24 protein-coding genes and 1 pseudogene are annotated in these 24004 nt (G+C 58.4%); 14 read left to right on the forward strand and 11 right to left on the reverse strand.

Annotation, left to right across the window (positions count from 1 at the left end):
- Positions 1-33: 33 nt before the first annotated feature.
- On the forward strand, positions 34-2022 hold the full coding sequence (locus tag ACVWXE_RS09655; protein ID WP_457439951.1) for a DICT sensory domain-containing protein: 1989 nt from the start codon (positions 34-36) through the stop codon (positions 2020-2022).
- Positions 2023-2214: 192 nt separating this feature from the next.
- Here the strand turns inward: ACVWXE_RS09655 and ACVWXE_RS09660 are convergent, their stop codons facing one another.
- From ACVWXE_RS09660 to ACVWXE_RS09670, 3 genes are all read right to left on the reverse strand, one after another.
- Positions 2215-2799 (reverse strand): SRPBCC family protein, encoded by a 585-nt coding sequence (locus ACVWXE_RS09660; RefSeq protein ID WP_414342286.1) that lies wholly within the window; start codon positions 2797-2799, stop codon positions 2215-2217.
- Positions 2800-2953: 154 nt separating this feature from the next.
- On the reverse strand, positions 2954-3199 hold the full coding sequence (locus tag ACVWXE_RS09665) for a hypothetical protein (protein WP_049749597.1): 246 nt from the start codon (positions 3197-3199) through the stop codon (positions 2954-2956).
- 65 nt (positions 3200-3264) lie between these two features.
- Positions 3265-4458: an RNA-guided endonuclease InsQ/TnpB family protein gene (locus tag ACVWXE_RS09670; protein WP_457490196.1), complete on the reverse strand. Its 1194-nt coding sequence runs from the start codon at positions 4456-4458 to the stop codon at positions 3265-3267.
- A gap of 175 nt (positions 4459-4633) precedes the next feature.
- On the opposite strand from ACVWXE_RS09670, the gene ACVWXE_RS09675 reads away from it, so the two are divergent.
- Both ACVWXE_RS09675 and ACVWXE_RS09680 read left to right on the forward strand, forming a co-directional pair.
- Positions 4634-4723 (forward strand): cytochrome b6-f complex subunit PetN, encoded by a 90-nt coding sequence (locus tag ACVWXE_RS09675; RefSeq protein ID WP_244349857.1) that lies wholly within the window; start codon positions 4634-4636, stop codon positions 4721-4723.
- Between the two features lie 91 nt (positions 4724-4814).
- Complete coding sequence (locus ACVWXE_RS09680; RefSeq protein WP_011434030.1) at positions 4815-4976, forward strand: hypothetical protein; 162 nt, start codon at positions 4815-4817, stop codon at positions 4974-4976.
- A gap of 23 nt (positions 4977-4999) precedes the next feature.
- Here the strand turns inward: ACVWXE_RS09680 and ACVWXE_RS09685 are convergent, their stop codons facing one another.
- The 3 genes from ACVWXE_RS09685 to ACVWXE_RS09695 form a co-directional block, all read right to left on the reverse strand.
- Positions 5000-5371, reverse strand: coding sequence for a DUF309 domain-containing protein (locus ACVWXE_RS09685; RefSeq protein ID WP_457490187.1), 372 nt, complete (start codon positions 5369-5371; stop codon positions 5000-5002).
- Positions 5372-5375: 4 nt separating this feature from the next.
- Positions 5376-7880 (reverse strand): sensor histidine kinase, encoded by a 2505-nt coding sequence (locus ACVWXE_RS09690; RefSeq protein ID WP_457490188.1) that lies wholly within the window; start codon positions 7878-7880, stop codon positions 5376-5378.
- A gap of 214 nt (positions 7881-8094) precedes the next feature.
- Positions 8095-8874: a TatD family hydrolase gene (locus ACVWXE_RS09695; protein WP_457490197.1), complete on the reverse strand. Its 780-nt coding sequence runs from the start codon at positions 8872-8874 to the stop codon at positions 8095-8097.
- A gap of 206 nt (positions 8875-9080) precedes the next feature.
- Here ACVWXE_RS09695 and ACVWXE_RS09700 point away from each other — a divergent pair, with 206 nt between their 5' ends.
- Positions 9081-9668: a thioredoxin family protein gene (locus tag ACVWXE_RS09700; protein ID WP_041437584.1), complete on the forward strand. Its 588-nt coding sequence runs from the start codon at positions 9081-9083 to the stop codon at positions 9666-9668.
- Here the strand turns inward: ACVWXE_RS09700 and ACVWXE_RS09705 are convergent.
- Positions 9653-10501 (reverse strand): inositol monophosphatase family protein, encoded by an 849-nt coding sequence (locus tag ACVWXE_RS09705; protein ID WP_457490189.1) that lies wholly within the window; start codon positions 10499-10501, stop codon positions 9653-9655. The two genes, ACVWXE_RS09700 and ACVWXE_RS09705, sit on opposite strands and share 16 nt — an antisense overlap.
- A gap of 35 nt (positions 10502-10536) precedes the next feature.
- On the opposite strand from ACVWXE_RS09705, the gene ACVWXE_RS09710 reads away from it, so the two are divergent.
- The 3 genes from ACVWXE_RS09710 (at position 10537) to ACVWXE_RS09720 (ending at position 12925) form a co-directional block, all read left to right on the forward strand.
- The gene (locus tag ACVWXE_RS09710; RefSeq protein WP_457490190.1) at positions 10537-11163 is read left to right on the forward strand and encodes a biotin transporter BioY; all 627 of its coding nucleotides are present in this window, start codon (positions 10537-10539) and stop codon (positions 11161-11163) included.
- Between the two features lie 180 nt (positions 11164-11343).
- A complete protein-coding gene (locus ACVWXE_RS09715) occupies positions 11344-11655 on the forward strand; it encodes a hypothetical protein (RefSeq protein WP_457490191.1) in 312 nt (103 codons plus the stop codon).
- Positions 11656-11731: 76 nt separating this feature from the next.
- Positions 11732-12925: an RNA-guided endonuclease InsQ/TnpB family protein gene (locus ACVWXE_RS09720; RefSeq protein WP_457490198.1), complete on the forward strand. Its 1194-nt coding sequence runs from the start codon at positions 11732-11734 to the stop codon at positions 12923-12925.
- Between the two features lie 456 nt (positions 12926-13381).
- Here ACVWXE_RS09720 and ACVWXE_RS09725 read toward each other — a convergent pair whose 3' ends face one another.
- Complete coding sequence (locus tag ACVWXE_RS09725; RefSeq protein WP_011434021.1) at positions 13382-13498, reverse strand: photosystem II reaction center protein I; 117 nt, start codon at positions 13496-13498, stop codon at positions 13382-13384.
- Between the two features lie 385 nt (positions 13499-13883).
- On the opposite strand from ACVWXE_RS09725, the gene ACVWXE_RS09730 reads away from it, so the two are divergent.
- Both ACVWXE_RS09730 and hemB read left to right on the forward strand, forming a co-directional pair.
- Complete coding sequence (locus ACVWXE_RS09730) at positions 13884-14843, forward strand: alpha/beta hydrolase (protein WP_457490192.1); 960 nt, start codon at positions 13884-13886, stop codon at positions 14841-14843.
- Between the two features lie 25 nt (positions 14844-14868).
- A complete protein-coding gene (hemB, locus tag ACVWXE_RS09735) occupies positions 14869-15855 on the forward strand; it encodes a porphobilinogen synthase (protein ID WP_457490193.1) in 987 nt (328 codons plus the stop codon).
- Between the two features lie 11 nt (positions 15856-15866).
- Here the strand turns inward: hemB and ACVWXE_RS09740 are convergent, their stop codons facing one another.
- Positions 15867-16484, reverse strand: coding sequence for a slr1601 family putative cell division protein (locus tag ACVWXE_RS09740; RefSeq protein WP_414389690.1), 618 nt, complete (start codon positions 16482-16484; stop codon positions 15867-15869).
- Between the two features lie 139 nt (positions 16485-16623).
- On the opposite strand from ACVWXE_RS09740, the gene ACVWXE_RS09745 reads away from it, so the two are divergent.
- Together ACVWXE_RS09745 and thyD are read left to right on the forward strand one after the other, a co-directional pair.
- Positions 16624-17817, forward strand: coding sequence for an RNA-guided endonuclease InsQ/TnpB family protein (locus ACVWXE_RS09745; protein WP_457490199.1), 1194 nt, complete (start codon positions 16624-16626; stop codon positions 17815-17817).
- Between the two features lie 229 nt (positions 17818-18046).
- Complete coding sequence (thyD, locus tag ACVWXE_RS09750) at positions 18047-18973, forward strand: thylakoid membrane protein ThyD (protein WP_011434015.1); 927 nt, start codon at positions 18047-18049, stop codon at positions 18971-18973.
- Positions 18974-19293: 320 nt separating this feature from the next.
- Here the strand turns inward: thyD and secA are convergent, their stop codons facing one another.
- On the reverse strand, positions 19294-22167 hold the full coding sequence (gene secA, locus ACVWXE_RS09755; protein ID WP_011434014.1) for a preprotein translocase subunit SecA: 2874 nt from the start codon (positions 22165-22167) through the stop codon (positions 19294-19296).
- Positions 22168-22383: 216 nt separating this feature from the next.
- Between secA and ACVWXE_RS09760 the strand changes: the two genes are divergently transcribed.
- Genes ACVWXE_RS09760 through purU form a run of 3 tightly spaced genes read left to right on the forward strand, consistent with a single transcriptional unit; the run spans position 22384 to position 23877 of the window.
- Positions 22384-22707: a TatA/E family twin arginine-targeting protein translocase gene (locus ACVWXE_RS09760; protein WP_457473906.1), complete on the forward strand. Its 324-nt coding sequence runs from the start codon at positions 22384-22386 to the stop codon at positions 22705-22707.
- 3 nt (positions 22708-22710) lie between these two features.
- On the forward strand, positions 22711-22971 hold the full coding sequence (locus ACVWXE_RS09765) for a hypothetical protein (protein WP_457490194.1): 261 nt from the start codon (positions 22711-22713) through the stop codon (positions 22969-22971).
- A gap of 57 nt (positions 22972-23028) precedes the next feature.
- Entirely contained in the window at positions 23029-23877 is an 849-nt protein-coding gene (purU, locus tag ACVWXE_RS09770) for a formyltetrahydrofolate deformylase (RefSeq protein ID WP_457490195.1), read from the forward strand.
- Between the two features lies 1 nt (position 23878).
- Here the strand turns inward: purU and ACVWXE_RS09775 are convergent.
- Positions 23879-24004, reverse strand: a pseudogene (locus ACVWXE_RS09775) (RNA-guided endonuclease TnpB family protein); the annotation flags it as partial.

Genomic DNA, 24004 nt, shown 5'->3' on the forward strand with positions numbered 1-24004 from the left:
TACTGCCTGTGATCTGTGCTTGCCAGTAGGGTTATGGCCTCCACCCGCTCTAGATCTTACCTTCGCCAGAGTCGTACCTCCCTATTGAGCGATCTGCTGCAGGCTTTGCCGCACCTGCGCCCACAACTGTATTTCAAATCCTCTTTGGTTGCCCTCAGCCACGCCATTGAGGATCAGGTGCTGCAAGGGCAGGGATCCCCGTGGGTATTCGCTAACTTTCAAAAGGAGCGCTACTACCGCCAGGAGGCACGGCGCTACCAGCGCATCAGCGCAATGGCCCAAGACGTGTTTGTGTTGGCGACCCCAGAAAAGGATTTTGCTCAGACAGACCTGCCCTACCACACCATTCCCTTGGATCCAGAGGATCCCTTGGTGCAGGAGTGGCACTTGATCGTCATCGATGCCCACTATGCCACCTGCCTCGTGTGTCGAGAACGCTTGCAGATGCAGCGGGAGCGTCCTTGGCAAAGCAGCGATATGGATGCAGCTCGCCAATTTGATGGGATCTGGTCATTTGATCGTCAGATTACAGTCCAAGCGGCTTTGGCCCTGTTGCCCAAGATCCTCAGTTACCGACCGGATCTGGAACCTCGCCTTGAGCCCCTTCGCCAGTACCTCAAGGGATCCCCGCAAAACTCCGCCAGCCAACTGAATCCAGGCCCCTTTACCGAGCGGCTGATCACCTATCTCCAGGCAGGGCAATACAAGCTGCAGCGGGCCTACCGCACCATTCGGGCGCAAGAGCGCAAAGAGCATCTGATCAACCGCATCAGCAGTGCCATTCGCCAGTCTTTGGATCCCGGCGAGATTTTGGCAATTGCTGTGCAGGAGCTGGGGCAGGTGGCAGAGGTGGGGCGATGTTTGATCTACCGTTACGATGGCCAGGCCCCTGCTGTTCAGATTGAGCAGGAGTACCGCACCCTAACGATGGGCAGCCTTAAGGGATCCCTGTGGCCTCTTCCCAGCAACCCTTTTTTGCGGGAGGCAGTAGCCTCGGCACAAGCGGTGTGCTGCGAGGATACCCAAAAGGATCCCCGCCTGCAGCGAGTGCCGGAGCTGTGGCAGCGGGCCCAAATTCGGGCTTGGGTGGCCATGCCGATTCTCTATCAAGGGCGGTTGCTGGGCCTATTGGAGCTACACCACGAACACCCTCACCGCTGGCAGCCGGCCACTCTGGAGTTGGCAGAAGCCATTGCCAACCAAGTGGGGGTAGCCCTCTTGCAGGCAGAAGCCTATCAGCACCTAGAAGAGCTCAATCGCCAGTTGGCAGCTCTGGATCAGGCCAAATCAGAGCTGATTGCCGTGACCGGACACGAGCTGCGCACCCCGCTGTCCACCATTCAGGTGTGTTTGGAGTCTTTGGCCAGCGACCCCGACATGCCCCTGGAGATGCGCCAGGAAATGTTGAACACAGCCCTGCAAGATGCCGATCGGCTGCGGGAGTTGGTGCAGGACTTTCTCACCCTCTCCAAGCTGGAAAGTGGTCGCGTTCGCTGGCATATCGAGCCGTTGTCTGCTCAAGAATGTGTGGAGCTGGCCCTGAGCAATGTCAAAGCGCGACGGCGGCACGAAGACTTGCCCACCATCGAGCAGGTGCTGCCCAAACGGCTGCCAATGGTTAGGGCGGATGGGGAGTGGCTGGTGGAGGTGTTGCGTAAGCTGCTGGACAATGCCTGCAAATTTACCCCTTCCACCGGACGGATCTGGATTCGGGCAGAAGTGGAGCCACCAGCCGGTGGATCGACGGGGGCGATGGTGAAGTTCACTGTTGCCGACACCGGGCGCGGCATTGAGCCAGACCGGTTGCAAGCCATCTTCGAGCGGTTTTATCAAGCAGAGGGATCCCTGCGGCGCTCGGTGGGTGGGACGGGCTTGGGGCTAGCCATTTGCCGACTGATCATTGAGGCCATGGGGGGGCGCATCTGGGCAGAATCGGGGGGGATCAATCAGGGCAGTGCCTTCCACTTCACCCTGCCGATAGCGCACCCACACACCCAAGGACAGCCCTCGATCGCTGCTTGAGACTCGAAAGGTGAAGGACCACCGGCCCACTTTGCCTCTGGGATCCACCTGGCAAATTCCAGCTCGAATATCAAATCCCACAAATGGCAATAAAGCTGTTCCCCAGCCCCCCTCTTCTTTGGCAGAAGGGCTGAGAGTGGTCGCGTCAGCGGCGCGGAGCGCTTGGGGAACGAGGTACCTATTGGGCACGCCTCAAACGGGCTTGGAATGATCCGACAAACTCAGGCAGCGCTCCCGAATGGCTTGTAAGTTCAGGGCCAAATCTTGGCAAATGCGGCGTTCCACCAGACCGACAGGCATTCTGCGGGGAGGCTTGACCTGCAGGTGGTAGGTGAGCAAGGTTTGATGGGCCGACCAATCGGCCAGATCCCAAAACCCCTCGAAGATAAGAAAATCCCCTTGTGTTTTTTGGAAGCGAAGCTGCTGAGGAAAGATCTCCTCGATAGCCAGCACCACCGCAGCAGAAAATTGGGCAAATAAAACCTTTTGGGATCCCACTTGACGTACCAGTGTGCGGCCATTCTCACGGCCAATGACGCGACTTTCCACCAAGTTGGGAATAAACTCCGCCAGATGGTCGTAGTCGGTCAAAACCTGCCAGACCTGCTGCCGCTCCACCGGAATCAGGACGCGACCTCGCACTTGGCGGCGGCGCTCCCCCAAATCCTCCACCTCCACCTGGATGTCTGAGGACTCCGTCCCGCTGACGCCAGCAGGAATGGGGATCCCATCTTCTGGGGTGGGGTCTTGGGGATCCCATTCAGGGTCAGAAGGCATGGCGAGAACTTCAGTCGCGTAGGTGCTGTAGAGCAGTGCGGAAACCGGAGAGGGAATCGATTTTTGACTGGACAAACCATTCGCCAGCAGTTCCAATAGGCTGCCCCCCTGTGTTTTCTATTGTATCAGGGAACTGTATAGCAGATAACGAACTCTAGGGGAGAAGGGCCTGGAACCAACCGACGATCACCTGCCAAACCTGTTCTAGAAGGGCAAAGGGATCCCGCAACTCCTGCAGCACCTGCCGCGGGCCAATTCTAAAGACCACGTACAACACGGCCAAGATGATTACAATCCCCACCGTTGTCCAGATGGCCTCTCGAACCACCCGCACCCAAAAAACCAGCATAAAAATGGCGATGGCTACAGCGGCAACCAGCGGCAATGTGTCCAGTACCATCGGATCCCACCTCGTTTGGCTCAGACGTTTCAGATTTAACTCCACTGTAGCCAGCTTGAAGTAAACTACCCGACCCTGACTACTTCGCAGTACAGGGCGGGCTTTCGGTAGCCCTGCAGTTGGCAAGCCAACCACGAACCTCTAGGCTGGTTTACAGCAGCCCCCAAAAGCGCAATCACATTCGCACCATTCAAATCCGCATCCCCTTCCCATCCACAGTGTCCACACTTAAACTTCTTTCCACTGCGGTAGGATTGCGCAGGGTCGGGATGAATGTGCAAACACCGGTGGCAGGTCTGCGACGTGTAGGCAGGCGGCACCAGAATCAAAGCAACCCCTGCACGCAGAGCCTTGTACTCCAAAAATTGACGGAGTTGATAAAACGCCCAACTGTTGGCCCTGCGCCGTTCAGTTTTACTGCGGGGTTGTTGGTTGATGCGCTCCCGGATCCCTGTCAAGTCTTCCAGAGCAAGAGCGCTATTTGTCGCCTTTGCCCTAGAGACAATAGCTTTGGAGATGCGATGATTGACCCACGCCTGAAAACGTCTCTCCTTGCCAGACAGCCGTTGCAGCAGTTCTCTGCATCTGCGCCGCGAACTGCGGGTGCCCTTACTGGCTTTGCGTTGGAGTGCCGCCCTCAACCGGGAGTAGCGGTCGCGGACTCTGTTCAACTGCTGTCCATTCCAGTTGTCCCCCTCTGACGTATGGGCAATATCTGTCCTTCCCAAGTCCACCCCGATCACCTTGTCGGTTTCTTGTTGCTTGGGTGGTTTTTTCTCTACGCAAATCTGGATGTAGTAGGAGCCATCCTTCCGCTGGACTAGGGTGGCCGATTTGGGGTTAGAGCCAGCCAGCATTCCCCTCTGGTAGTTACCAATGGCTAGCTCAAAGCGTTCTCTCCCTTCAACCGTGGTCAGCGACACCGTCCAGTCTTTCTCGCGGAATGAAAAGATACGTGCATCGTAGGTAACGAACCCACGCTTGAACTCTTTAACTGGACGGTTACGCTGTCTCGCCGCTTTGCGGGCGCCGGCCACCCGTCTGCACACCTGCTGGGCCAAGTTGCTGGACAAGCCGAATCGGGCTCGAATCTCGTAGTAGCAAAGGGATTGCAGTTTGACCGCGTTGACGATCTTCTCCGGCGTGTTCTGGTTGACCCAGTTCAAGGCTTGGCCAAAAGCCTCCATCGTCGCGTCCAATTTGGCGGCTTGCGACTGGGACGCCTTGAGCTTACAGGAGACGATCAGGACTTGGCTCATAAGTTCATTGTACTTCATCAAAGCGCATTCCTCCCGGCACTGACCCTACGGTACAGTGCGGGGCTCCTGCGATTTCTAGCTGAAAACAGGTGTTCGTAGATGTCCGTTGACAAGGGATCTCCTCTCGTAAAATGGGATCACCTCGAGATAACCCCTCTTTAGCTGGGCTGGACCTATGGACATCATCACCCTTGGCTGGATTGCCGTCCCCACCTTCTTCGTTCTTTCCATTGCCCTGGTGGTCTGGGGGCGCAACGGCATGTAATTTGTCATGCCTGGATTGAGCCTCACATCCATCTTGCATTCATCTTGTTGTTCCTGCCGCCGATATTGACGGGGTTACCCCCGCTCACACCATGGAAACCGATCTTCCCTTGGTCGCCCGCATCGCCTACGGAAGCATCTTTTTGCTGTTGACAGCCGTAACCCTGGGCGTTGGCTACATTACCTTCATCGACTGGCGGGATCGGCGGCGACGCAACGAAGTTGAGCGCAAAGCCCGTCGCTCCAAGCGCTAGCGCCGCTGTTGGGCCTGCTCAGGTCAGTCTTCAACCCAACTCAGGGTGGGGATGGCCAGGTAAGGCAGGGGATCCTGGGGTTGCAGTTGAGAAAGATGCCGCAGGATGCCCTGGTTAGCCTGCCACAGGGCTTGCACATCCCATCCAGCGTAGGTGGGCAGAAAGTCCGCCAGCTTGCGGTTGGCCTCCCCCAACAGGATCATGCAGCCGCGGCGGTTGCCGTTTTGCAGGTGATAGTAGGCCACGGCGGTTTGCAAAAGCCCCTGGTAGAAGCGCCGCTCTGGATCCACTGCCTCCATCCACAGGGCCTCTAGGGTGTCGTGGCAGGCGTAAAATTTCCCCCGGTTAAACTGCTCGGCGGCCAAACGCAACGCTTCTGAGTGGGCATTGCTCATGTGGCTAGGCACAGTTGTGGGCTAGGGGTGAGGTCTGCACAGGCAGGGATCCCTGCGGCAGCACCAGGGTAAAGCAGGTTTTGCCTTGAGAGCTCTCCACCGAGACGCTGCCCCCCAGCCGCTGCATCCACTGCTTGACCAAAGCCAGGCCCAGGCCGGTGCCGCCCCGTTTCCAGGGATCCCCGCTGGGAATGCGGTAGAACTTCTCGAAGATGCGCTCCCACTCGCTGTGGGGAATTTCTACTCCCTCGTTGATCACCCGAATTTCCACCTGCTGCGGGCCAGAGCGCTGCGCTGTTACCCAGATGCTGCACCCTGGGGGAGTATACTTGCAGGCGTTGTTGACCAGCTCCTGCACCACCCGCTCCAGGCCACCTTGATCGGTGAGCACCTTGCCCACATTCGGCGCGATCTGCCACTGCAACCGTTGCTGGTTGGCCTGGGCCCGCTGTAGAAACGGCTCCAGCACGCTGGGCAGCCAGGTTGCCAGCGGCACTTCTTCCAGATGGAGCGTTTTGGATCCCTGCTCCAACCGCTGCAGATCCAGCAGGTCGTTCACCAATTCCGCCTCCCGCTCACACTCCTGCTCCAAGATCTTGAGATATTGCTCTCGTTTTTGGGGGGCGCGGGCGGTTTTCAGCAGTTGGATGGCCATCTTCATGTTGGTGATGGGGGTGCGCAGCTCATGGGAGACGGTGCTCAAAAAATCGTCTTTAAGGCGGTTGAGGCGCTCCAGCTCACCGACTTGCTGCACAGAAGCCTGGTAGAGGCGGGCCTGGCGGATGGCAATGGCGCAGTGATCCGCCACCTGCTGCACCACCTGCACCTCCAGTTCATCAAAGCACTCGGCTGCCGGCTTCGCCAGCCAGAGATCCCCCAGCACCCCTTGGTCATCCCGCAGCGGGCACACCAGCAGGGTCAGCCCTTCCCGACGGGGGATCCAGCCCTGCCCAGGCAAATGGCAGAATTGCATCGCTTGACCCTCTTGCAGGTGCCGGTAAAGATCGGGGTAGTCGGCCAAAGTCAGGGTAATCCCGCCGACGGGCGGTAGGGCAGAGGTGTATTCATAGCGCACCGTCGCCTGGCCAGATGCCCAATCGTAGAGACAGAGATCGCACCCTTGGATGGACAGCCCCAGAGCCAATTCTTGCACCACTGCCCGCAGGATCTGGGCTTCCTCCAAACTGCTGCGCACCTGGTCGGTGACCCGCTGCAAGAGGGCATCCATAGCCAGAGATCGCTGCAGGGCCGCCGTCCGCTCCTGCACCTCCTGCTCCAGACGAGCGTTGAGGGTTTGCAACTGCCGGTAGAGCTGATTTTGCGTAATGGACAGGGCCAAATGTACCCCGACCCGACTCATCAGCTCTTGCTCTGCAGCTGACCAAGCCTTAGGCTCGTCAATTTTCAGCTCCCGCCAGGCAGCAAAAGAGATCAAAGGCAGTTCTTGTCTGGGATCCCCCTGAGCAAACCAACGGTAACCCGCCCAGTGGGTTTCTTGGCAGATGGCCGCGCGAAACACGCTCAGCCAGCCCACGGGCTGGTCATTCCAGACAAGCTGTACCATCAGCAGGCCACGAATGGGTGTCTGCTTCATCTGCTCTTGCAGCTCCGGCCATTTCTCCAAGTGGGAGAGCGACCACATCTTGACCCAGCCCCCCGCTCCTCCGGCCCTTCCGAGCTGCTCCTGTAGCCAGGTGTCGTAGCTGGCCGGGGGTTGCACGCCATGACAACAGAGGGTATCTGAGCCCATAAAGTGGATCCGCAGCCGTGCCCCGATCCCCTGCAAACCGGCAGCAAGCTGCTCCAGCACCGTGGTCAAGGTCGTCTCCGGGTGTAGGGGCGAGTAAACTAGAGCAGCAATTTGGTTGATGAGGCGTTCCTGCTGCGCCTTCTGCCGCGCCTGCTCCAGCAATTCCGCCTGAGCAATGGCAATGGAAACTTGATCCGCCAGCAACTGCACCACCTGCAGCTCTTCTTGGGAGTAGGGACGAGGCTCAGCATGATGGGAGACCAACAGCCCCCATAGCTCCTGGTGATGCATCAGGGGAACCACCAAGGAAGAGGCCACCCCCATGGATTTCAAATAGTGAACATGGCAGGGATCCACAGGCCGCTGTAGCGGCTCGCCCAGCTGATCCCTAGCAGACAACCCCCAGGACTCCGGCTGGCTGATGGAACGGCTCTGCGCCTCCACATCCACAATCACCCGCACCTGAGCTAGGCGAAACAACCGCCGCGCCTCCTCGGGAATGTCCCCTGCCGGAAAAGTCAGCCCCAAGAGCGAGGGCAGCCGCTCCCCGCCTCGTGCTTCCGCCACCACCGTTCCGTGACCTTCGGGATCAAAGCGGTAAACCTTCACCCGATCCGTACCCAAAAAGGCGCGCACCTCCTCCACCGTCGCCCTCAGGATCTGATCCAGCTCCAGGGATTGCCGAATCTGGTGGGTGATGCGGTTGATGAGGGCATCTCGGCTGGGTCGAGCTGCGGCAGCCCACGTTTCAGTATCCATAGTTGCAAGCCCCTAGCCCCTGGGATTAACGGGAAGTATCTAGAGATACATCCCTTTTTTCCAGCATAGGATGTCTTTGAGAAAGGTAAGCGGGCTCAAAAGAAAAGTTAAAGAAAAAGTTAAAAATGGTAACTCAGGGTTTCCCGGGTTGGAATCGCCTGAGATCTGGAGTCGGGAATGGCCTACGGTCCACCCGCGCCATCGGAAAGCAGAGCTAGGGGAGAGGCAACCGAAACAGGCGAGCAGCGTTCTGGCTGGTTTCTTCTGCCAGTTTTTCCGGTGGGATCCCAAGCAGCTCCGCCAAGGTTTGGGCCACCCGCTGCACATAGGCCGGCTCATTGCGTTTGCCGCGGAAGGGGGTGGGAGCCAGAAAAGGGCAATCGGTTTCCACCAAAAGCTGGGATAGGGGCACCTCCAAGGCCGACTGGCGGACGGTCTCGGCGTTCTTGAAAGTAACAATGCCGCTGAAGCTGATGAAGCAGCCCAGCTCGACAAACAGCCGCGTCTCCTCCGGGGATCCGCTCCAGCAATGCATCACCGCCCGCACTGGCCCCCCCGTGGCCATGGCCTCCTTGAGGATGGCGTAGGTGGCTGCTGCCGCCTCGCGGCAATGGACGATCAACGCCAGATCCTGCGCTTGGGCAATGGCAATCTGGGCCCAGAAGGATTCTTTTTGCCGCTCGATATCCGCCGGGTTGGACTTGTAGAAATCCAGGCCCGTCTCCCCGATAGCCACCACTCGCTCGTCGCTGGCGGCCAGGTGGGCGATCTTTTCGGCCAAATCGGGCTGCCACTGGCCCGCCTCCAAAGGGTGCAGCCCCACCGACAAAAATACTTCCGGATACTGGTCGGCAATGGCCTGCAACTGGGGGAATTCTGCCGGTGTTACACAAGAATGCACCAAACGCCGGATCCCCGTCTGACGCCAGCGCTCGGCCACCTGGGGCAGATCCGCGGCAAAATCGGGGTAATTGAGGTGGACGTGAGTATCCACCAAAGGAGCAGCAGGTAAGACGGCGGTGCTCAAGGCTCAGCTCCCCAACAATCGTGTTGCCAACCCTATCCAATTGTAAAAGCTGTCCCCGGCCTGCTTGGGATCCCTTCTGGCGCTCCCGTTTGCCGGCGAGCTCCCCTTGCGACGGCTCCTGGGGGGCAGGATGATCCACAATGATTGAGGAAACCTTACGCTGGAGGTTTGTTATGGCCCGTACCCCCTCAACCATGCTGCCTTTGGGCACCCCAGCCCCTGACTTCAGCCTGCCGGATGTGGTGAGCGGCCAAACCATCTCCCTCTCCACCTTTGCCGACAAGCCGGCCCTGCTGGTGATGTTCATCTGCCAGCACTGTCCCTATGTGAAGCACGTGCAAGAGGAGCTGGCCCGCCTTGGCAGAGATTACAAGGATCGCGGCGTCGGCATTGTAGCCATCAGCGCCAACGATGTGGAGAAATACCCGGATGACAGCCCAGAGAACTTGAAGAAGATGGCCGAGACCTTGGGCTTTACCTTCCCCTTCTGCTACGACGAAACCCAAGAGGTGGCCAAAGCCTTCACCGCCGCCTGCACCCCCGACTTTTTCTTGTTCGACGCAGATCGCAAGTTGGTCTATCGGGGTCAACTGGACGACAGTCGTCCCAGCCTGACGGATGTGCCGGTGACGGGCAAGGATTTGCGGGCGGCGCTGGATAACCTTCTGGCCGGCAAGCCCATCGATCCCGACCAAAAGCCCAGCCTGGGCTGCAACATCAAGTGGAAACCTGGCAATGAGCCTGCTTATTTCGCTGGGTAGATCCCGCTTTTTTGAATCGCGGCCAGGGCCTGTCGATGCAAGCTGGGGTTGGCTGCCGCCAGCACTTCTCCGGTGGAGGTGCGGGTTAAGGGATCCCCTCGCCAATCGGTAATCACGCCACCGGATCCCTCAATCACCGGCACAAGGGCAGCAAAATCGTAGAGGGCAAGGCCACACTCCATCACCAGATCCACACAGCCGCTGGCCAGCAGGCCGTACTGGTAGCCATCGCCCCCATAGGAGGTAATGTGAACTGCTTGGCTGAGCCCCTGGAAGCACCGTTGTTGGTCGGGTTGGGCGAACAAATCGGGGGTGGTACAGCTCAAGTAGGCGCGGCTGAGGTCGGTGTTGGCCTTGGCTCGGACGGCTTGCCGGTGAGAGGGGGTCATCCATTGGGTGGGTTGTCCCCGCACCCCCAGCCAGCGTTCCCGCAACACCGGTTGATCGATGATGCCCAAAATGGGGCGGTCTTCTTCCAAGAGGGCAATCAAAGTGGCAAAGGTGGGCTTGCCGGTGGAAAAGGCGATGGTGCCATCCAAGGGATCCAGAACCCAGGTATAGAGGGATCCCGTCTGGTGAAAACCAAACTCTTCGCCAAGGATGTTGTGTTCTGGCACTTGGGCCATCAGCAAAGCTCGCATAGCTCGCTCTGCCTCCCGGTCGGCCACCGTCACAATTGGGGAGTGGGCCTCTTTGTATTCGGCTTGCAGTTCTCCGCGAAACAGGGGGCGAATCACCGCTCCGGCAGCATCGGCCAGGGCCTGGGCCAGTTCAATCCACTCTGCCTTGACCACCTTTTGCCCACCCCATCTGCCCCTTCCCTTTCTTAGCATAGGGAAAAATTTCCTCTCGGTTTATGCGGTCTGGCTTGCTCTTAACTCCTCTGGAATGGCTTTGGACGGCGATTGGGGTCCTCCTGACCATTTTGGGCACCCTAACCCATTTGAGTTTTCCGCCCGGGCTGCCTGGGTTGGGGGGATACAGCTTCTCGCTGCAAATTGGGGGCGTGTTGCTGACGGCTTGTTTGGCGGGGCCGGTGGCGGCGGTGTGCGCCCAGATCGTCTACCTAGGGTTGGGGCTGGCAGGGCTACAGGTGTTTGCCCAAGGGGGAGGGTGGCAGTACCTATACCAGCCTGCCTTTGGCTACTTGCTGGGGTTTCTGCCAGGAGCCTGGGCCTGCGGGACGATCGCCTTTCGGCAACGGGATCCCTATCCTTCTCCCCCGGCCCACCAACGCGCTGCCGATGCCAAGCGGTGGGCAGAAGGGATCCCTGACTCCCCGGTGGGCCTCCAAGAGTTGGGATCCGGCAGCTTGGTGGCTTTGGCCTTGGTTCACCTGACCGGGATTCTCTACCTTTTGGCCACACAACCCTGGAATGGGGAGTTGCTGAGGTTGATAGGGCTTTACTCCGGCTATACTCTGCCGGGACAGATCATCGTGGCCAGCTTTGTTGCGGTGATAGCGTTGCTGTTGCGGCGCTTGCTGCTGCTCTGAAGCAAGGGAATCAACTCTGCGCAAAGGCCCATGCAGATTTAGGTCGTGGCGCATCTTTTCTCAAACTGCAGAGGCAGAAAGTAACTTAGAAAAGTAACTTAGAGCTGTGCCGCTCAAGCGGTGGTACAGATTCTGGTCAAGTCTTGCCAGGATGGATGGGTTTGCGTGAGGAACTGCGGGATGCAACGGACTGCTCTCACCCTTTTGGCCACTGGGCTGGCTGCCTGTGGAGATGGCGGCAGCTCAGGGGGTTCGATCCTGCCCCCACCCCAAGGCCCAACGGTTTCGTTTATCAATGCGCCCACCTCGGTGCGGGTGGGCACCTCCACGCCGGCTTTTACGGTGCAGGTGAGTGTGCCGGGTGGTGCTCGTCCAACGCAGTTCCTCGAGCTGGAAACTTTCAACCCCAGCGGCGTGCGCGTGCAAAGGGAATTCTTCAGCCCACAGCAGGCCGGCTGTAACCCTGGGGCCACCTTTTGTAGCTTCAGCTAGAAATCGCAGGAGCCCCGCACTGTACCCGTAGGGTCAGTGCCGGGAGGAATGCGCTTTGATGAAGTACAATGAACTTATGAGCCAAGTACTGACCATCTCCTGTAAGCTCAAGGCGTCCCAGTCGCAAGCCGCCAAATTGGACGCGACGATGGAGGCTTTTGGCCAAGCCTTGAACTGGGTCAACCAGAACACGCCGGAGAAGATCGTCAACGCGGTCAAACTGCAATCCCTTTGCTACTACGAGATTCGAGCCCGGTTCGGCTTGTCCAGTAACTTGGCTCAACAGGTGTGCAGACGGGTGGCAGGCGCTCGCAAAGTGGCGAGACAGCGCAACCGTCCGGTTAAAGAGTTCAAGCGTAGGTTCGTTACCTACGATGCACGTATCTTCTCATTTCGCGAGAAAGACTGGACGGTGTCGCTGACCACGGTGGAGGGGCGAGAGCGCTTTGAACTAGCCATTGGCAACTACCAGCGTGGGATGCTGGCTGGTTCTAACCCCAAATCTGCCACCCTAGTCCAGCGGAAGGACGGCTCCTACTACATCCAGATTTGCGTAGAGGAAAAAACACCCAAGCAACAAGATACCGACAAGGTGATCGGGGTGGACTTGGGAAGGACGGATATCGCCCATACGTCAGAGGGGGACAACTGGAATGGACAGCAGTTGAACAGAGTCCGAGACCACTACTCTCGATTGAGGGCGGTACTCCAACGCAAAGCCAGTAAGGGCACACGCAGTTCGCGGCGCAGATGCCGTCAACTGCTGCAACGGCTGTCTGGCAAGGAGAGACGCTTTCAAGTGTGGGTCAATCATCGCATCTCCAAAGCTATTGTCTCTAGGGCAAAGACCACAAACAGCGCTATTGCTCTGGAAGACCTGACAGGGATCCGGGAAAGGGTCAATCAACAGCCACGCAGCAAAACCGAAAGGCGCAGGACCAACAGTTGGGCGTTCTACCAGCTGAGGCAGTTTCTGGAATACAAGGCGAGGGTTGCAGGGGTTTCTCTGATTCTTGTGCCGCCCGCCTACACGTCGCAGACCTGCCACCGGTGTTTGCACATCCATCCCGATCCTGCGCAATCCTACCGCAGTGGCAAGTCGTTCAAGTGTGGGCACTGTGGATGGGAAGGGGATGCGGACTTGAATGGTGCGAATGTGATTGCGCTCTTGGGGGCTGTCGTAAACCAGCCTAGAGGTCCGGGCTTGTTTTGTTCTCTGGTAGAGCAGAACAGGCTCAGGGCTACTGAAAGCCCGCTCCGTACCGCTTAGCGGTCGGAGCCGGGTAGTTTACTACCGATTTCCGCGTTGCCCTCGGGGATCCCGTTGGCGTTTGGCAGTTCCGGATTACCGCGTTTGACCAACAGAATCGCTCCGGATCCCAGACATTGCTGATTACCGCCTTCCAGTAGGCAAGCAGAGTTGCCGGTTTTGGGGTGAGGCCACTCACTCTAGAGGGGAATGCCCACCAGCGGGCCGAAGTCCGAACAAGGACTGAATCTTGCTCACCGCTGCGGCTTTCTTCCTGCTTCCACAACCCCTAACCAGCAGCAGCTTGCGTCGCCGCACCGCCGGAGGGATCTCCACAGGCGTCAATTTCCCCAGGGCTAGCGTTCCGCGCCGCCGGTGCGACCGGCAGAGTTCCACAAAAATAGGGCCGGAGGCATGCCCCCTCAAGCTATGAGCCGGTTATCACTTGGGTTCGCAAGCTGCCCAAGGCGGGATCCCCTACTCCAGGTCTCGACGGTTGGGGTTGCGGGAGGGGTCGTTGCTCAAAAAACCAAACACAAAAAGCCCCACAAAAAAGATGACAACCGCGTAAACAGAGATTTTCAGTAACAGCATAGTTTCAGCAACCCGTTTCCGACTGAGTGAACTGATGAAGCGATAAGGCAATCGTAAAACAAGGGTGAACCACCCCAGAGAGGGGATCCCGTCAAACCTGAGACCCCGCAAAACTTCTTCACAACATCATACCTCTCAGAGGGCCTTTTTCCCGCAAATGGCCCCAGTCTCCCCCCGAGAGATCCTTTCATCCCATCCTCAGAAAAGGCTGCAAAGCCCGGCATGTCGGGGATCCCCGGCAAGAGCAGAGATTGTTAAGAAATATGCTGGGCTGGAAACAAAGATTGCAACTCCTCAGCGGCAGCAACGCTCGCGGGCGACCGGGACATAGGAAGATATAATTTGCGGCTTTGCCGGTCTTGCCGGACCTGTGTTGGATTTGCCCATGCCTTTTGATCGGTTAGGCCACTTAGAGGTTCTGGATGGGCGGTCGGGAGCTCAGCCGCAACCTTTGTCGGGGATCTATCGGCCCCAGGAGTTGCTGCTTTCCGATGGGATCCCGGCTTTTCTGCACCACTGGCCCCAGGGATCCCCTTGTGGAAGGGTGTTGCTTTTGCACGGCAAAGGGGATCACGGCGGCGGGTTTTGCCCTTTGGCCGGCGAGTTGGCTGCTCAAGGGTGGGAGGTTTTGGCTCCCGACATGCGGGGATTTGGTCGCTCCGGCGGGATCCGCTGCTGGATCGACCGCTTCAGCCAATATCAAGCGGATCTGGAGAGGATCGCCCAGCAGGTCTGGCCGCAGAAAGGGATCCCGCAGATCTGGTGTGGGTATAGCGCGGGGGCCAACTGGGTTACGGAATATGCCCTTGCCCATCCCGGCCAGGTGCAGGGCCTGATCCTCATCTCTCCCGCTTTTCGCATCGACCACTATTTCACCCCTTTTACCCACGCCCTTCTGCAAGTTTTGGACAGGGTTGCTCCCCAGCTGGCCTTAACTGGCCTCTACGAGCCGGCGCGGGTGACTTCCCTACCCGAGCAGCAAGCCGCCTTTGCGGCGGATCCCTACATGTGCGGTGTAACGCGGGCCAGATTCACAGCCGAACTGGTGCGCAGTGGACAGCGCTGCCTCGACCAAGCCCATCGGCTCCGCCTGCCGGTTTTGCTGCTTTACACCTCTGCCGATATCGTCGTCAATCCTGCCGGAGCTGTGGATTTTGCCCGTCGGCTGCCCCAGGGAGAAATCCACGATTTTCCCCAGTCCCGCCACGATCTTTTACACGACTGCCAAGCCGAAGCGGTAAAAGAGACCCTTCGCCGCTGGCTGGCTCGGCATTTTCCCTCTGCCCCGGATGTCGCCCCTCGCCCAACGACCAACTCAGCCCCTACCGACCTCATGGCAAAATAGAAACGCCCTCTTTCCTGCTGCTCCCATGAGCCAAGACCTGATCTACCGTCCCCGTCGGCTGCGGCGCACAGAGGCCTTCCGCCAGATGGTGCAGGAAACCCACCTGCGGGTGCAGGATCTGATCTATCCCCTGTTTGTCATGGAGGGGGAGAACCAGCGGCAGGAAGTGGAGTCGATGCCCGGCTGCTACCGCTACACCCTAGACCTGCTGCTAAAGGAGGTGGAAGAAGCCGCTCAACTGGGGATCCCGGCGGTGGCCCTGTTCCCGGTGGTGCCGGAAGAGAAAAAGGATCCCACCGGGCGGGAGTGCTTCAACCCGGAAGGCTTGATCCAGCGGTCGGTGCGGCGGATTAAACAGGAAATCCCCGAGATCTTGGTGGTAACCGATGTGGCTTTGGATCCTTACAACAGCGACGGCCACGACGGCATTGTGCGGGATGGGGTGATCCTCAACGACGAGACGGTGGAAGTTTTGGTCAAGCAAGCCCTCTCCCAAGCAGAGGCGGGAACCGACATTGTGGCCCCCTCGGACATGATGGATGGTCGCGTCGGCGCCATTCGGGAGGCCCTGGACGACCAAGGCTATACCGATGTGGCGATCCTGGCCTATTCTGCCAAATATGCCTCTGCCTTCTACGGCCCCTTCCGCGATGCCCTGGGATCCGCGCCCAAATCGGGAGACAAGAAAAGCTATCAAATGGATCCCGCCAATGCTCGGGAAGCCATCAAAGAGGTGGAGCTGGACGAGGCCGAGGGGGCGGACATGGTGATGGTGAAGCCGGCCCTGGCCTACCTGGACATCATCTACCGAGTCAAGGAATCAACGGATCTGCCCGTGGCCGCTTACAACGTCAGCGGCGAGTACGCCATGATCAAAGCCGCCGAACAAAAAGGCTGGATCGACGGCAAAAAAGTGATGTTGGAATCCCTGCTGGCCATGAAGCGGGCTGGCGCCGATATCATCCTCACCTACTTTGCCAAAGAGGTGGCCCTGCTTCTCAAACAAGCCTAGGCAGAGGCAGCCTACGGCCTGGCAGACGGCTGGGTGGACTGCCCGATCCAGGAAGGGTGGGTGTTCTTCTCGTCGTCCGCCACCCAGGTACTGGGATCCACCAAACGCACCTGAATTTGATTGCGTGGCACCCGATTCAGCCGTTCCTTGATCAGGGCCTCCTGCTGCAAGGGATCCATACCTCGATCCACCCCCTCCTGCAGCCGAGAAATCCGAGTGGACAAGACCTCGATATGCCGCTCCAGAACCTGGAGCCGGTGGTGCTGAGCCAACTGCACCGGCAAGAGGCGATACAAACCACTGAGGGCAGCCGCCGTAAACAAGACATTCACCCCGATGTGACAGGCCATCTCCCAGACTTGAGGCTCGTGGCCAGGTTCTTGCCGTCCGCGCCGGCGGGAGCGCTGGACAGGGATCGTCCGCCGACCGGAAATTGGGAGAGAGGAGGGAAACCCTGCCCGAACCAGGGATCCCTGCCCTTGGGAGCGATGCACTCGTGGAGCAACAGAGATGTCCAGCCGCGGCCCAGCAACCTGCTCTGCACGCATAGACACGTGGCGAGCCGGGGTACGGGAAGAAGACTTGGGTGTCACGGGTGAAGGGAAGAAAATAGGGGGACGATGAACCACCTCTGCTGCCAAGAAGCGCAGCTAGGGCCTATTGAAGCCGATTTTTCCAGGTGTGTCAGCTTACTAGCGCAGGAGCCCCGCACTGTACCCGTAGGGTCAGTGTCGGGAGGAATGCGCTTTGATGAAGTACAATGAACCTATGAGCCAAGTCCTGACCATCTCCTGCAAGCTCAAGGTGTCCCCGTCGCAAGCCGCTAAATTGGACGCGACGATGGATGTCTTTGTGCAGGCCTTGAACTGGGTCAACCAGAACACGCCGGAGAAGATCGTCAACGCGGTCAAGTTGCAATCCCTTTGCTACTACGAGATTCGAGCTCGGTTCGGCTTGTCCAGTAACTTGGCTCAACAGGTGTGCAGACGGGTGGCGGGCGCTCGCAAAGTGGCGAGACAGCGCAACCGTCCGGTTAAAGAGTTCAAGCGTAGGTTCGTTACCTACGATGCACGTATCTTCTCATTTCGCGAGAAAGACTGGACGGTGTCGCTGACCACGGTGGAAGGGCGAGAGCGCTTTGAACTAGCCATTGGCAACTACCAGCGTGGAATACTGGCTGGTTCCAACCCCAAAGCCGCCACCCTGGTCAAGCGGGAGGACGGCTCCTATTACATCCAGATTTGCGTAGAGGAGAAGCCACCCAAGCAACAAGATGCCGACAAGGTGATCGGGGTGGACTTTGGAAGGACGGATATCGCTCATACCTCAGAAGGGGACAACTGGAATGGACAGCAGTTGAGCCGAGTTCGAGACCACTACTCCCGATTGAGGGCGGCACTCCAACGCAAAGCCAGTAAGGGCACACGCAGTTCGCGGCGCAGATGCCGTCAACTGCTGCAACGGCTGTCTGGCAAGGAGAGACGCTTTCAAACGTGGGTCAATCATCGCATCTCCAAAGCCGTTGTCTCTAGGGCAAAAGCTACCAACAGCGCTATCGCTCTGGAAGACCTGACGGGGATCCGGGAAAGGGTCAATCAACAGCCACGCAGCAAGACAGAGCGTAGGCGGGCCAACAGTTGGGCGTTCTACCAACTGAGGCAGTTTCTGGAATACAAGGCGAGAGTTGCGGGGGTGACTGTGGTGCTGGTGCCGCCCGCCTACACCAGCCAGACCTGCCACAAGTGCCTGCACATCCATCCCGACCCTGCGCAATCCTACCGCAGTGGTAAGTCGTTCAAGTGTGGACACTGTGGATGGGAAGGGGATGCGGACTTTAATGGTGCGAATGTGATTGCGCTTTTGGGGGCTGTCGTAAACCAGCCTAGAGGTTCGGGCCTGTTTTGTTCTCTGGTAGAGCAAAGCAGGCTCAGGGCTGCTGAAAGCCCGCTCCGTACCGCTTAGCGGTCGGAGTCGGGTAGTTTACGCTTTGCCGCAAAACATTTTTATTCTTGGGCTTTCTTGGGCTCTGCCACTTCGCCAAGCTCAGCAAACGGATGGCGGGATCCCAGGCAATGGCCAACGCGGGGCAGGAAACGCGCTAGGCTAGAGGTTCGAATAGCGGAAAGGCTCTGCACCGTTCAAAGGACAAGGGCGGCACAGGGCTTGTGCAGATGCAAGTCGGATCCACATCATGCGCATTGTCATCACGGGTGGAAGTGGTTTTATCGGGCGTCGCTTGGTGGCCCGTCTGCTGGAGCAAGGGGATCAGGTTTTGGTCTTGACCCGCCGCCTGGAGCAGGCCCGCCGCATTTTGGGGGAATCCCCCAACCTCAAGCTGCTGCCCTACGATCCCTACCAACCGCAAGCCTGGGCAGCCGCCCTGGAAGGGTACGAGGGGATTGTCAACTTGGCCGGAGAGCCTTTGGCTTCTTCTCGCTGGACAGAGACCAAGAAAAAAGAAATCCGTCGTAGCCGTGTGGAAACCACCCAGGCCCTTGTCCAAGCCCTCGCCTCCCTCAACCAAAAGCCCCAGGTGATGATCAGCAGCTCGGCGGTGGGTTACTACGGATCCCATCCGGCAGGAGAACCCTTAACAGAGACGGATCCCCCGGCCCAAGATTTTCTGGCAGAAGTCTGTCAAGCTTGGGAAGCTGCCGCCCGGCCGGTTGAGGAATTGGGGATCCGTTTGGCCATCCTGCGCACGGGGATTGTGTTGGGTCCGGATGGAGGAGCGCTGGGGCAGATGCTGGCCCCCTTTCAGTTCTTTATCGGCGGAACGATCGGCTCCGGCAAACAATGGCTGTCTTGGATCCACCGCGAGGATTGGGTGAGCTTGGTCTGCTTCCTGCTGGAGCAGGGATCCGGAGTGTTCAACGCCACCGCTCCCAACCCGGTGCAGATGGAAGAGTTTTGCCGAACCTTAGGCCAGGTCTTGGGTCGCCCCTCTTGGTTGCCTGTGCCGGAGCTGGCGTTGGAACTGCTGTTGGGCGAGGCAGCTCAAGTGGTTTTGACGGGGCAGAAAGTGATCCCGCAAGCGGCTTTGCAGATGGGCTTTACCTTCCAGTACCCACAACTGAAAGAGGCATTACGACAGATCCTCCTGATACATTTACGCTGAACACTGCTGAACATCACTGTTCAACTATGCAGCGATAGCATTCTGTTTGTTTCCATTCGCGTCAGCGGGACGGAGTCCAAACAGAATGGCGGTATCCCGCAAAGCTTTGAGTAGAATACCCAAAGCGCAGTTTCCGTGTCGTCTTACTACCAATTTTCTGCTTTGCTTTGGCTACCATGTTGGCAGACTCGAAAGTAAAAAGTAAACAGAAAGATCAACTGGTAGTAATCCGTACTGAACATATTATACATTATTTTCAGTATAGTTGAGCTTATCATTGACTAGAGTCATGCTCCCCCGCTGACTTCTCTCTACGCCAATTATTCTTCCGTGAAATCGGCTTCCACCACCCCTGAAGCAGAGCTGGGATCAGGGCTGGCAGCCGCAGTGGGTGCCGGAGCCGGTCGCGATGCCTGGGGCACTTGCACAATTTGGGGAGTAAAGATGAATAGGTTGTACACCGTGTTGCGGCGGATGTTGTCCATCATCTCCAGGAACAGCTCGTAGCCCTCGTTCTTGTACTCGATCAGGGGATCCTTCTGACCGTAGCCTCGCAGGCCCACAGCTTCCCGCAGCGCCTCCATCTGCTGCAGGTGTTCCCGCCAGAGGGTGTCCACCTGTTGCAACAGGAAAAAGCGCTCTGCCTTGCGCATCAAACCGGGCTCAAAGGTATCCAGAAAAGCCTCTTTGGCCTCATAGGCCAGCTCTGCCTGCTTGATCAGGTAGTCCAAGATCTGCTCGTAGGAGAGATCCTGCAGGTCTTCAACCTTGAGGTTTTGCTTCAGGAGCGGCACAAACTCCTGCATCTTGGCGGTCAGCTTGTCAATTTCCCACTCTTCCGGGGGCAGCTCTGGGTTGACATGCGCTCGCACGATCTCGCCAACGGTTTTGCGCACATAGTCAAGGATCTTGGTCTTGAGGTTTTCCCCCTCCAAGATGCGCCGCCGCTCTGAGTAGATGGCCCGCCGCTGGTTGTTCATCACCTCGTCATACTCGAACACCTGCTTGCGCATGTCGAAGTAGTATACTTCCACTTTTCTCTGCGCATTCTCCAGGCTGCTGCTGAGCAGCGGGTGCTCGATGGGCATATCCTCCTCCACCCGGAACATGTCCATGAGCTTGGCTACCCGCTCGCCACCGAAAATCTTGAGCAGGTTGTCTTCCAAGCTGAGGAAAAACCGCGAGGAGCCGGGATCCCCTTGTCGCCCGGCGCGGCCCCGCAGCTGGTTGTCGATACGGCGGGATTCATGGCGCTCCGTACCGATCACATGCAGGCCCCCCAGCCTCACCACCTCTTCGTGCTCGGCCTCAGTAATTTTTTCGTACTCGGCTTTGATGCTGTTGTAAACCTCCCGCAGTTGCAAAATTAGCGGATCCTGCACCGGCGCTTTCTCGGAAGCTACTGCGATGAGATCCTCCACCACCAGCTCTGGCAGACGGTTCAGCCCATACTTGGTCACGGCTGCTGCCACCACTTCGTCTAAAGCTTGGTTGGTGCGGGCCGACAGCTCACAGGGGTAAAAATTGGGGGAGACCACCGTCCAGGATTTTTTCGGCTTGGGTGCTGTCCCACCAAATCCCTGGCCACCCCCCCGTCCCACCATCTGAACGGATCCCAAGGGGTTGTCGGCGTCCAATTGAGCCAGCTTGGGCATCAGCCGTTCCCGCAGCTTGAGGCGGGCCATGTACTCCGCATTGCCTCCCAAGATGATGTCCGTGCCTCGACCGGCCATGTTGGTAGCAATGGTTACAGCGCCTTTTCGCCCCGCCTGGGCAATGATCTCCGCCTCCCGCTCCACGTTTTCTGGCTTGGCGTTGAGGAGGTTGTGGGGGATCCCCATTTCCTTGAGCATGGCCGAGAGGCGTTCGGATTTTTCCACGCTGGTGGTGCCCACAAGGACGGGGCGCCCCTGGGCGTGCATGTGGGCAATTTCCTCGGCAACCGCTTGCCACTTGCCCCTTTCGGTCTTGTACACCAAGTCGGGGGCATCTTTGCGGCGGATAGGTCGGTTGGTGGGGATCACCGTAACTTCCAGGTTGTAGGTTTTGCCGAACTCGGCCTCCTCAGTGCGAGCCGTGCCCGTCATGCCGGAAAGCTTGGGATAGAGCAGAAAAAGGTTTTGGTAGGTGATGGTGGCTAGGGTTTGGCTCTCGCTTTGAATCGGCACCCCCTCTTTGGCCTCCACCGCCTGGTGCAGCCCATCAGACCAGCGGCGGCCGGGGAGCACCCGCCCGGTGAACTCGTCCACGATCACCACCTCTTGATTGCGGACGATGTAGTGGACATCCTTGATGAAGAGCTCTTTGGCCTTCACCGCGTTAAAGACAAAGTGCGCCCAGGGATCCTTGGGATCAAACAGGTCAGAGACCCCCAGCAACCGCTCGGCGGCTTCAAACCCCTCGTCGGTAAGGATGACGTTGCGGGCTTTTTCATCCACCTCATAGTGTTCATCTCGGATCAGCTCCCGCGCCACCTGGGCTGCCCGCAGGTATTTTTCGGAGGGGCGAGCCACCTGACCGGAGATGATCAGGGGAGTGCGGGCCTCGTCGATAAGGATTGAGTCCACCTCGTCGATGATGCAGTAGTTAAAGGGCCGTTGCATCACCTCTTTGATATCGGTGGCCATGTTGTCCCGCAGGTAGTCGAAGCCCAGCTCGCTGTTGGTGCAGTAGGTGATGTCGCAGTTATAGCTGCGGCGCTTTTCTTCGGGCGACATGCCCTCTTGCACTAGACCGACTGTCAGGCCCAAGAAACGGTGCACCTGCCCCATCCACTCCGAGTCGCGCCGCGCCAAGTAGCCGTTGACGGTAACGATGTGAACCCCCTTCCCAGTCAGGCCGTTCAAGTAGGCAGGCAGGGTGGCGACCAGGGTTTTCCCCTCGCCGGTTTTCATTTCGGCAATCTGGCCTTCGTGCAGCACCATGCCGCCGATGAGCTGTACGTCGTAATGGCGCAAGTTCAAGACCCGCTTGGCAGCCTCCCGCACCACGGCAAATGCCTCCGGCAAGAGATCATCCAGAGATTCTCCTCTGTCTAAGCGCTGGCGAAACTCCGTGGTCTTGGCCTTGAGCTCCGCATCCGAAAGAGAGGCGATCTCGATCTCCAGCGAGTTGATCAGCTTGACGACAGGACGGTACTGCCGGATCTTCCGATCGTTAGGATCCCCGAGGAGCTTTTGTAGGGTTTGGAGCATGGGCAAGCCTAGGCCAATGAAGGACATTGATTGATTAACGATGCAATTCTACCATTTTGACTTGGCCGGCCAGGGAGAGGTGGGCCTGGATGAGCTGAGAGCAAAACACCAGAGCCATCGGATAGATGAGGAGAGCCGGCAGTTACTTGCAGTCCGCGGCGAGAAAATGTCAGTCTAGGGAAGGGATCCCGACCAAACCGTACTCTGCCGAGGCTCATGAATTTTTTGGGTGTTGGACTGCCGGAAATGTTGGTCATCTTTGCGGTGGCTCTCTTGGTTTTTGGGCCCCGCAAACTGCCGGAGATCGGTCGCACGCTGGCCAAAACTCTGCGCAGCCTGCAGGACGCTTCCAGAGAGTTCGAGGCGCAACTGAACAAAGAGGCCCAAGAGCTGGAAAAAGCCACCCGCGGGACAACGGCTGCTGCCACTCCCAAGGTTTCCCGAACAGCAGTCACCGAGTCAGTTGCCGATACGCCCCCCCCAGAGACGGATCCCGTCCCATCCGTAGCCGACGACGCTCAAACCGCAGACGCTGCTTAGTCTATGCCCCGCTTTAACCCCCTTTGCTTCGGCATGGAAATTACGCGCCTGTTCGAGCAAGGGCAGTCCTACTTCGCTCCTGCCAAGGTGGAGACCTGGCTGCGGCAACATGGTCAGAACCCGTCCGACTATGAGATCTCGTTTCACCAGCAACTGCCCCCTGCCGGCTCTTCTGCGGCGATGTGGATTCGCATCGACTTGAAGCGTTGGGATGGCCAGCCGGTGGATCCCTGGCTATTGGAAGAGATCAACCGGGTAGATTGAGAATGGATTGCTCTTGGGGAGAGCCAGTCCCCACAAAGTTGAGGCTGTTGTCTACCGATGCCCAGTGCCACCCTGTTGGTATCTTGCCCCGATCAAAAAGGGCTGGTAGCCAAGCTCTCCAGCTTCATCTACAGCTACGGCGGCAACATCATTCACGCCGATCACCATACGGATCCCGAAGCAGGACTGTTCTTGAGCCGCATCGAGTGGGACTTGCAGGGCTTCCAACTGGAGCGAGGGGAAATTGTCCCCGCCTTTTCGGGTATTGCCCGTGGGATCCAAGCCAACTGGGAACTGCATTTTTCCGACACTCGCCGTCGCATTGCGTTGTGGGCCAGCAAGCAAAGCCACTGCCTTTTGGATCTGATCTGGCGGCAAAGGGCGGGAGAACTGCCCGCCGAGATCCCCTTGATCATCAGCAATCACCCCGACCTGGAATCGGTGGCCCGCTCCTTCGGCATCGATTACTACCACATCCCCGTTTCTCCAGAGGGCAAAGCCGCAGCCGAAGCCCGTCAGCTCGCTCTCCTGCAGGAATATCGAATTGACCTGGTGGTGTTGGCCAAGTACATGCAGGTCTTGAGTGGGTGGCTGCTCCGCCAAGCCCCGCCGGTCATCAACATTCACCATTCCACCCTGCCCGCCTTTGCCGGAGCCAACCCCTACCACCGCGCCCATCAACGGGGGGTGAAAATCATCGGCGCGACTGCCCACTATGCCACCGAAGATCTGGACGAAGGGCCGATCATCGAGCAAGACGTGGTGCGGGTCAGTCACCGCGATACCGTTGCCGACCTCGTCCGCAAAGGCCGCGACATGGAACGCCTAGTCCTGGCACGGGCAGTGCGGTATCACCTGGAGAATCGGGTGCTGGTGTACCACAACAAAACGGTGGTGTTTGCGTAAACTACCCGACCCTGACTGCTTCGCAGTACAGTGCGGGCTTTCGGTAGCCCTGCAGTTGGCAAGCCAACCACGAACCTCTAGGCTGGTTTACAGCAGCCCCCAAAAGCGCAATCACATTCGCACCATT

Source organism: Thermostichus sp. MS-CIW-41, from assembly GCF_054058915.1.

Excerpts from the sequence above, each read along its gene's own strand:
- ACVWXE_RS09700 (WP_041437584.1), top strand. The coding sequence starts at position 9,081 with ATGGCCCGTACCCCCTCAACCATGCTGCCTTTGGGCACCCCAGCCCCT.
- ACVWXE_RS09730 (WP_457490192.1), top strand. The coding sequence starts at position 13,884 with ATGCCTTTTGATCGGTTAGGCCACTTAGAGGTTCTGGATGGGCGGTCG.
- ACVWXE_RS09760 (WP_457473906.1), top strand. The coding sequence starts at position 22,384 with ATGAATTTTTTGGGTGTTGGACTGCCGGAAATGTTGGTCATCTTTGCG.
- ACVWXE_RS09665 (WP_049749597.1), bottom strand. The coding sequence starts at position 3,199 with ATGGTACTGGACACATTGCCGCTGGTTGCCGCTGTAGCCATCGCCATT.
- ACVWXE_RS09660 (WP_414342286.1), bottom strand. The coding sequence starts at position 2,799 with ATGCCTTCTGACCCTGAATGGGATCCCCAAGACCCCACCCCAGAAGAT.
- purU (WP_457490195.1), top strand. The coding sequence starts at position 23,029 with ATGCCCAGTGCCACCCTGTTGGTATCTTGCCCCGATCAAAAAGGGCTG.
- ACVWXE_RS09690 (WP_457490188.1), bottom strand. The coding sequence starts at position 7,880 with ATGGATACTGAAACGTGGGCTGCCGCAGCTCGACCCAGCCGAGATGCC.
- ACVWXE_RS09765 (WP_457490194.1), top strand. The coding sequence starts at position 22,711 with ATGCCCCGCTTTAACCCCCTTTGCTTCGGCATGGAAATTACGCGCCTG.
- thyD (WP_011434015.1), top strand. The coding sequence starts at position 18,047 with ATGCGCATTGTCATCACGGGTGGAAGTGGTTTTATCGGGCGTCGCTTG.
- ACVWXE_RS09680 (WP_011434030.1), top strand. The coding sequence starts at position 4,815 with ATGGAAACCGATCTTCCCTTGGTCGCCCGCATCGCCTACGGAAGCATC.
- secA (WP_011434014.1), bottom strand. The coding sequence starts at position 22,167 with ATGCTCCAAACCCTACAAAAGCTCCTCGGGGATCCTAACGATCGGAAG.
- hemB (WP_457490193.1), top strand. The coding sequence starts at position 14,869 with ATGAGCCAAGACCTGATCTACCGTCCCCGTCGGCTGCGGCGCACAGAG.
- ACVWXE_RS09655 (WP_457439951.1), top strand. The coding sequence starts at position 34 with ATGGCCTCCACCCGCTCTAGATCTTACCTTCGCCAGAGTCGTACCTCC.
- ACVWXE_RS09715 (WP_457490191.1), top strand. The coding sequence starts at position 11,344 with ATGCAACGGACTGCTCTCACCCTTTTGGCCACTGGGCTGGCTGCCTGT.
- ACVWXE_RS09720 (WP_457490198.1), top strand. The coding sequence starts at position 11,732 with ATGAGCCAAGTACTGACCATCTCCTGTAAGCTCAAGGCGTCCCAGTCG.
- ACVWXE_RS09745 (WP_457490199.1), top strand. The coding sequence starts at position 16,624 with ATGAGCCAAGTCCTGACCATCTCCTGCAAGCTCAAGGTGTCCCCGTCG.
- ACVWXE_RS09675 (WP_244349857.1), top strand. The coding sequence starts at position 4,634 with ATGGACATCATCACCCTTGGCTGGATTGCCGTCCCCACCTTCTTCGTT.
- ACVWXE_RS09725 (WP_011434021.1), bottom strand. The coding sequence starts at position 13,498 with ATGCTGTTACTGAAAATCTCTGTTTACGCGGTTGTCATCTTTTTTGTG.
- ACVWXE_RS09670 (WP_457490196.1), bottom strand. The coding sequence starts at position 4,458 with ATGAGCCAAGTCCTGATCGTCTCCTGTAAGCTCAAGGCGTCCCAGTCG.
- ACVWXE_RS09685 (WP_457490187.1), bottom strand. The coding sequence starts at position 5,371 with ATGAGCAATGCCCACTCAGAAGCGTTGCGTTTGGCCGCCGAGCAGTTT.
- ACVWXE_RS09705 (WP_457490189.1), bottom strand. The coding sequence starts at position 10,501 with ATGCTAAGAAAGGGAAGGGGCAGATGGGGTGGGCAAAAGGTGGTCAAG.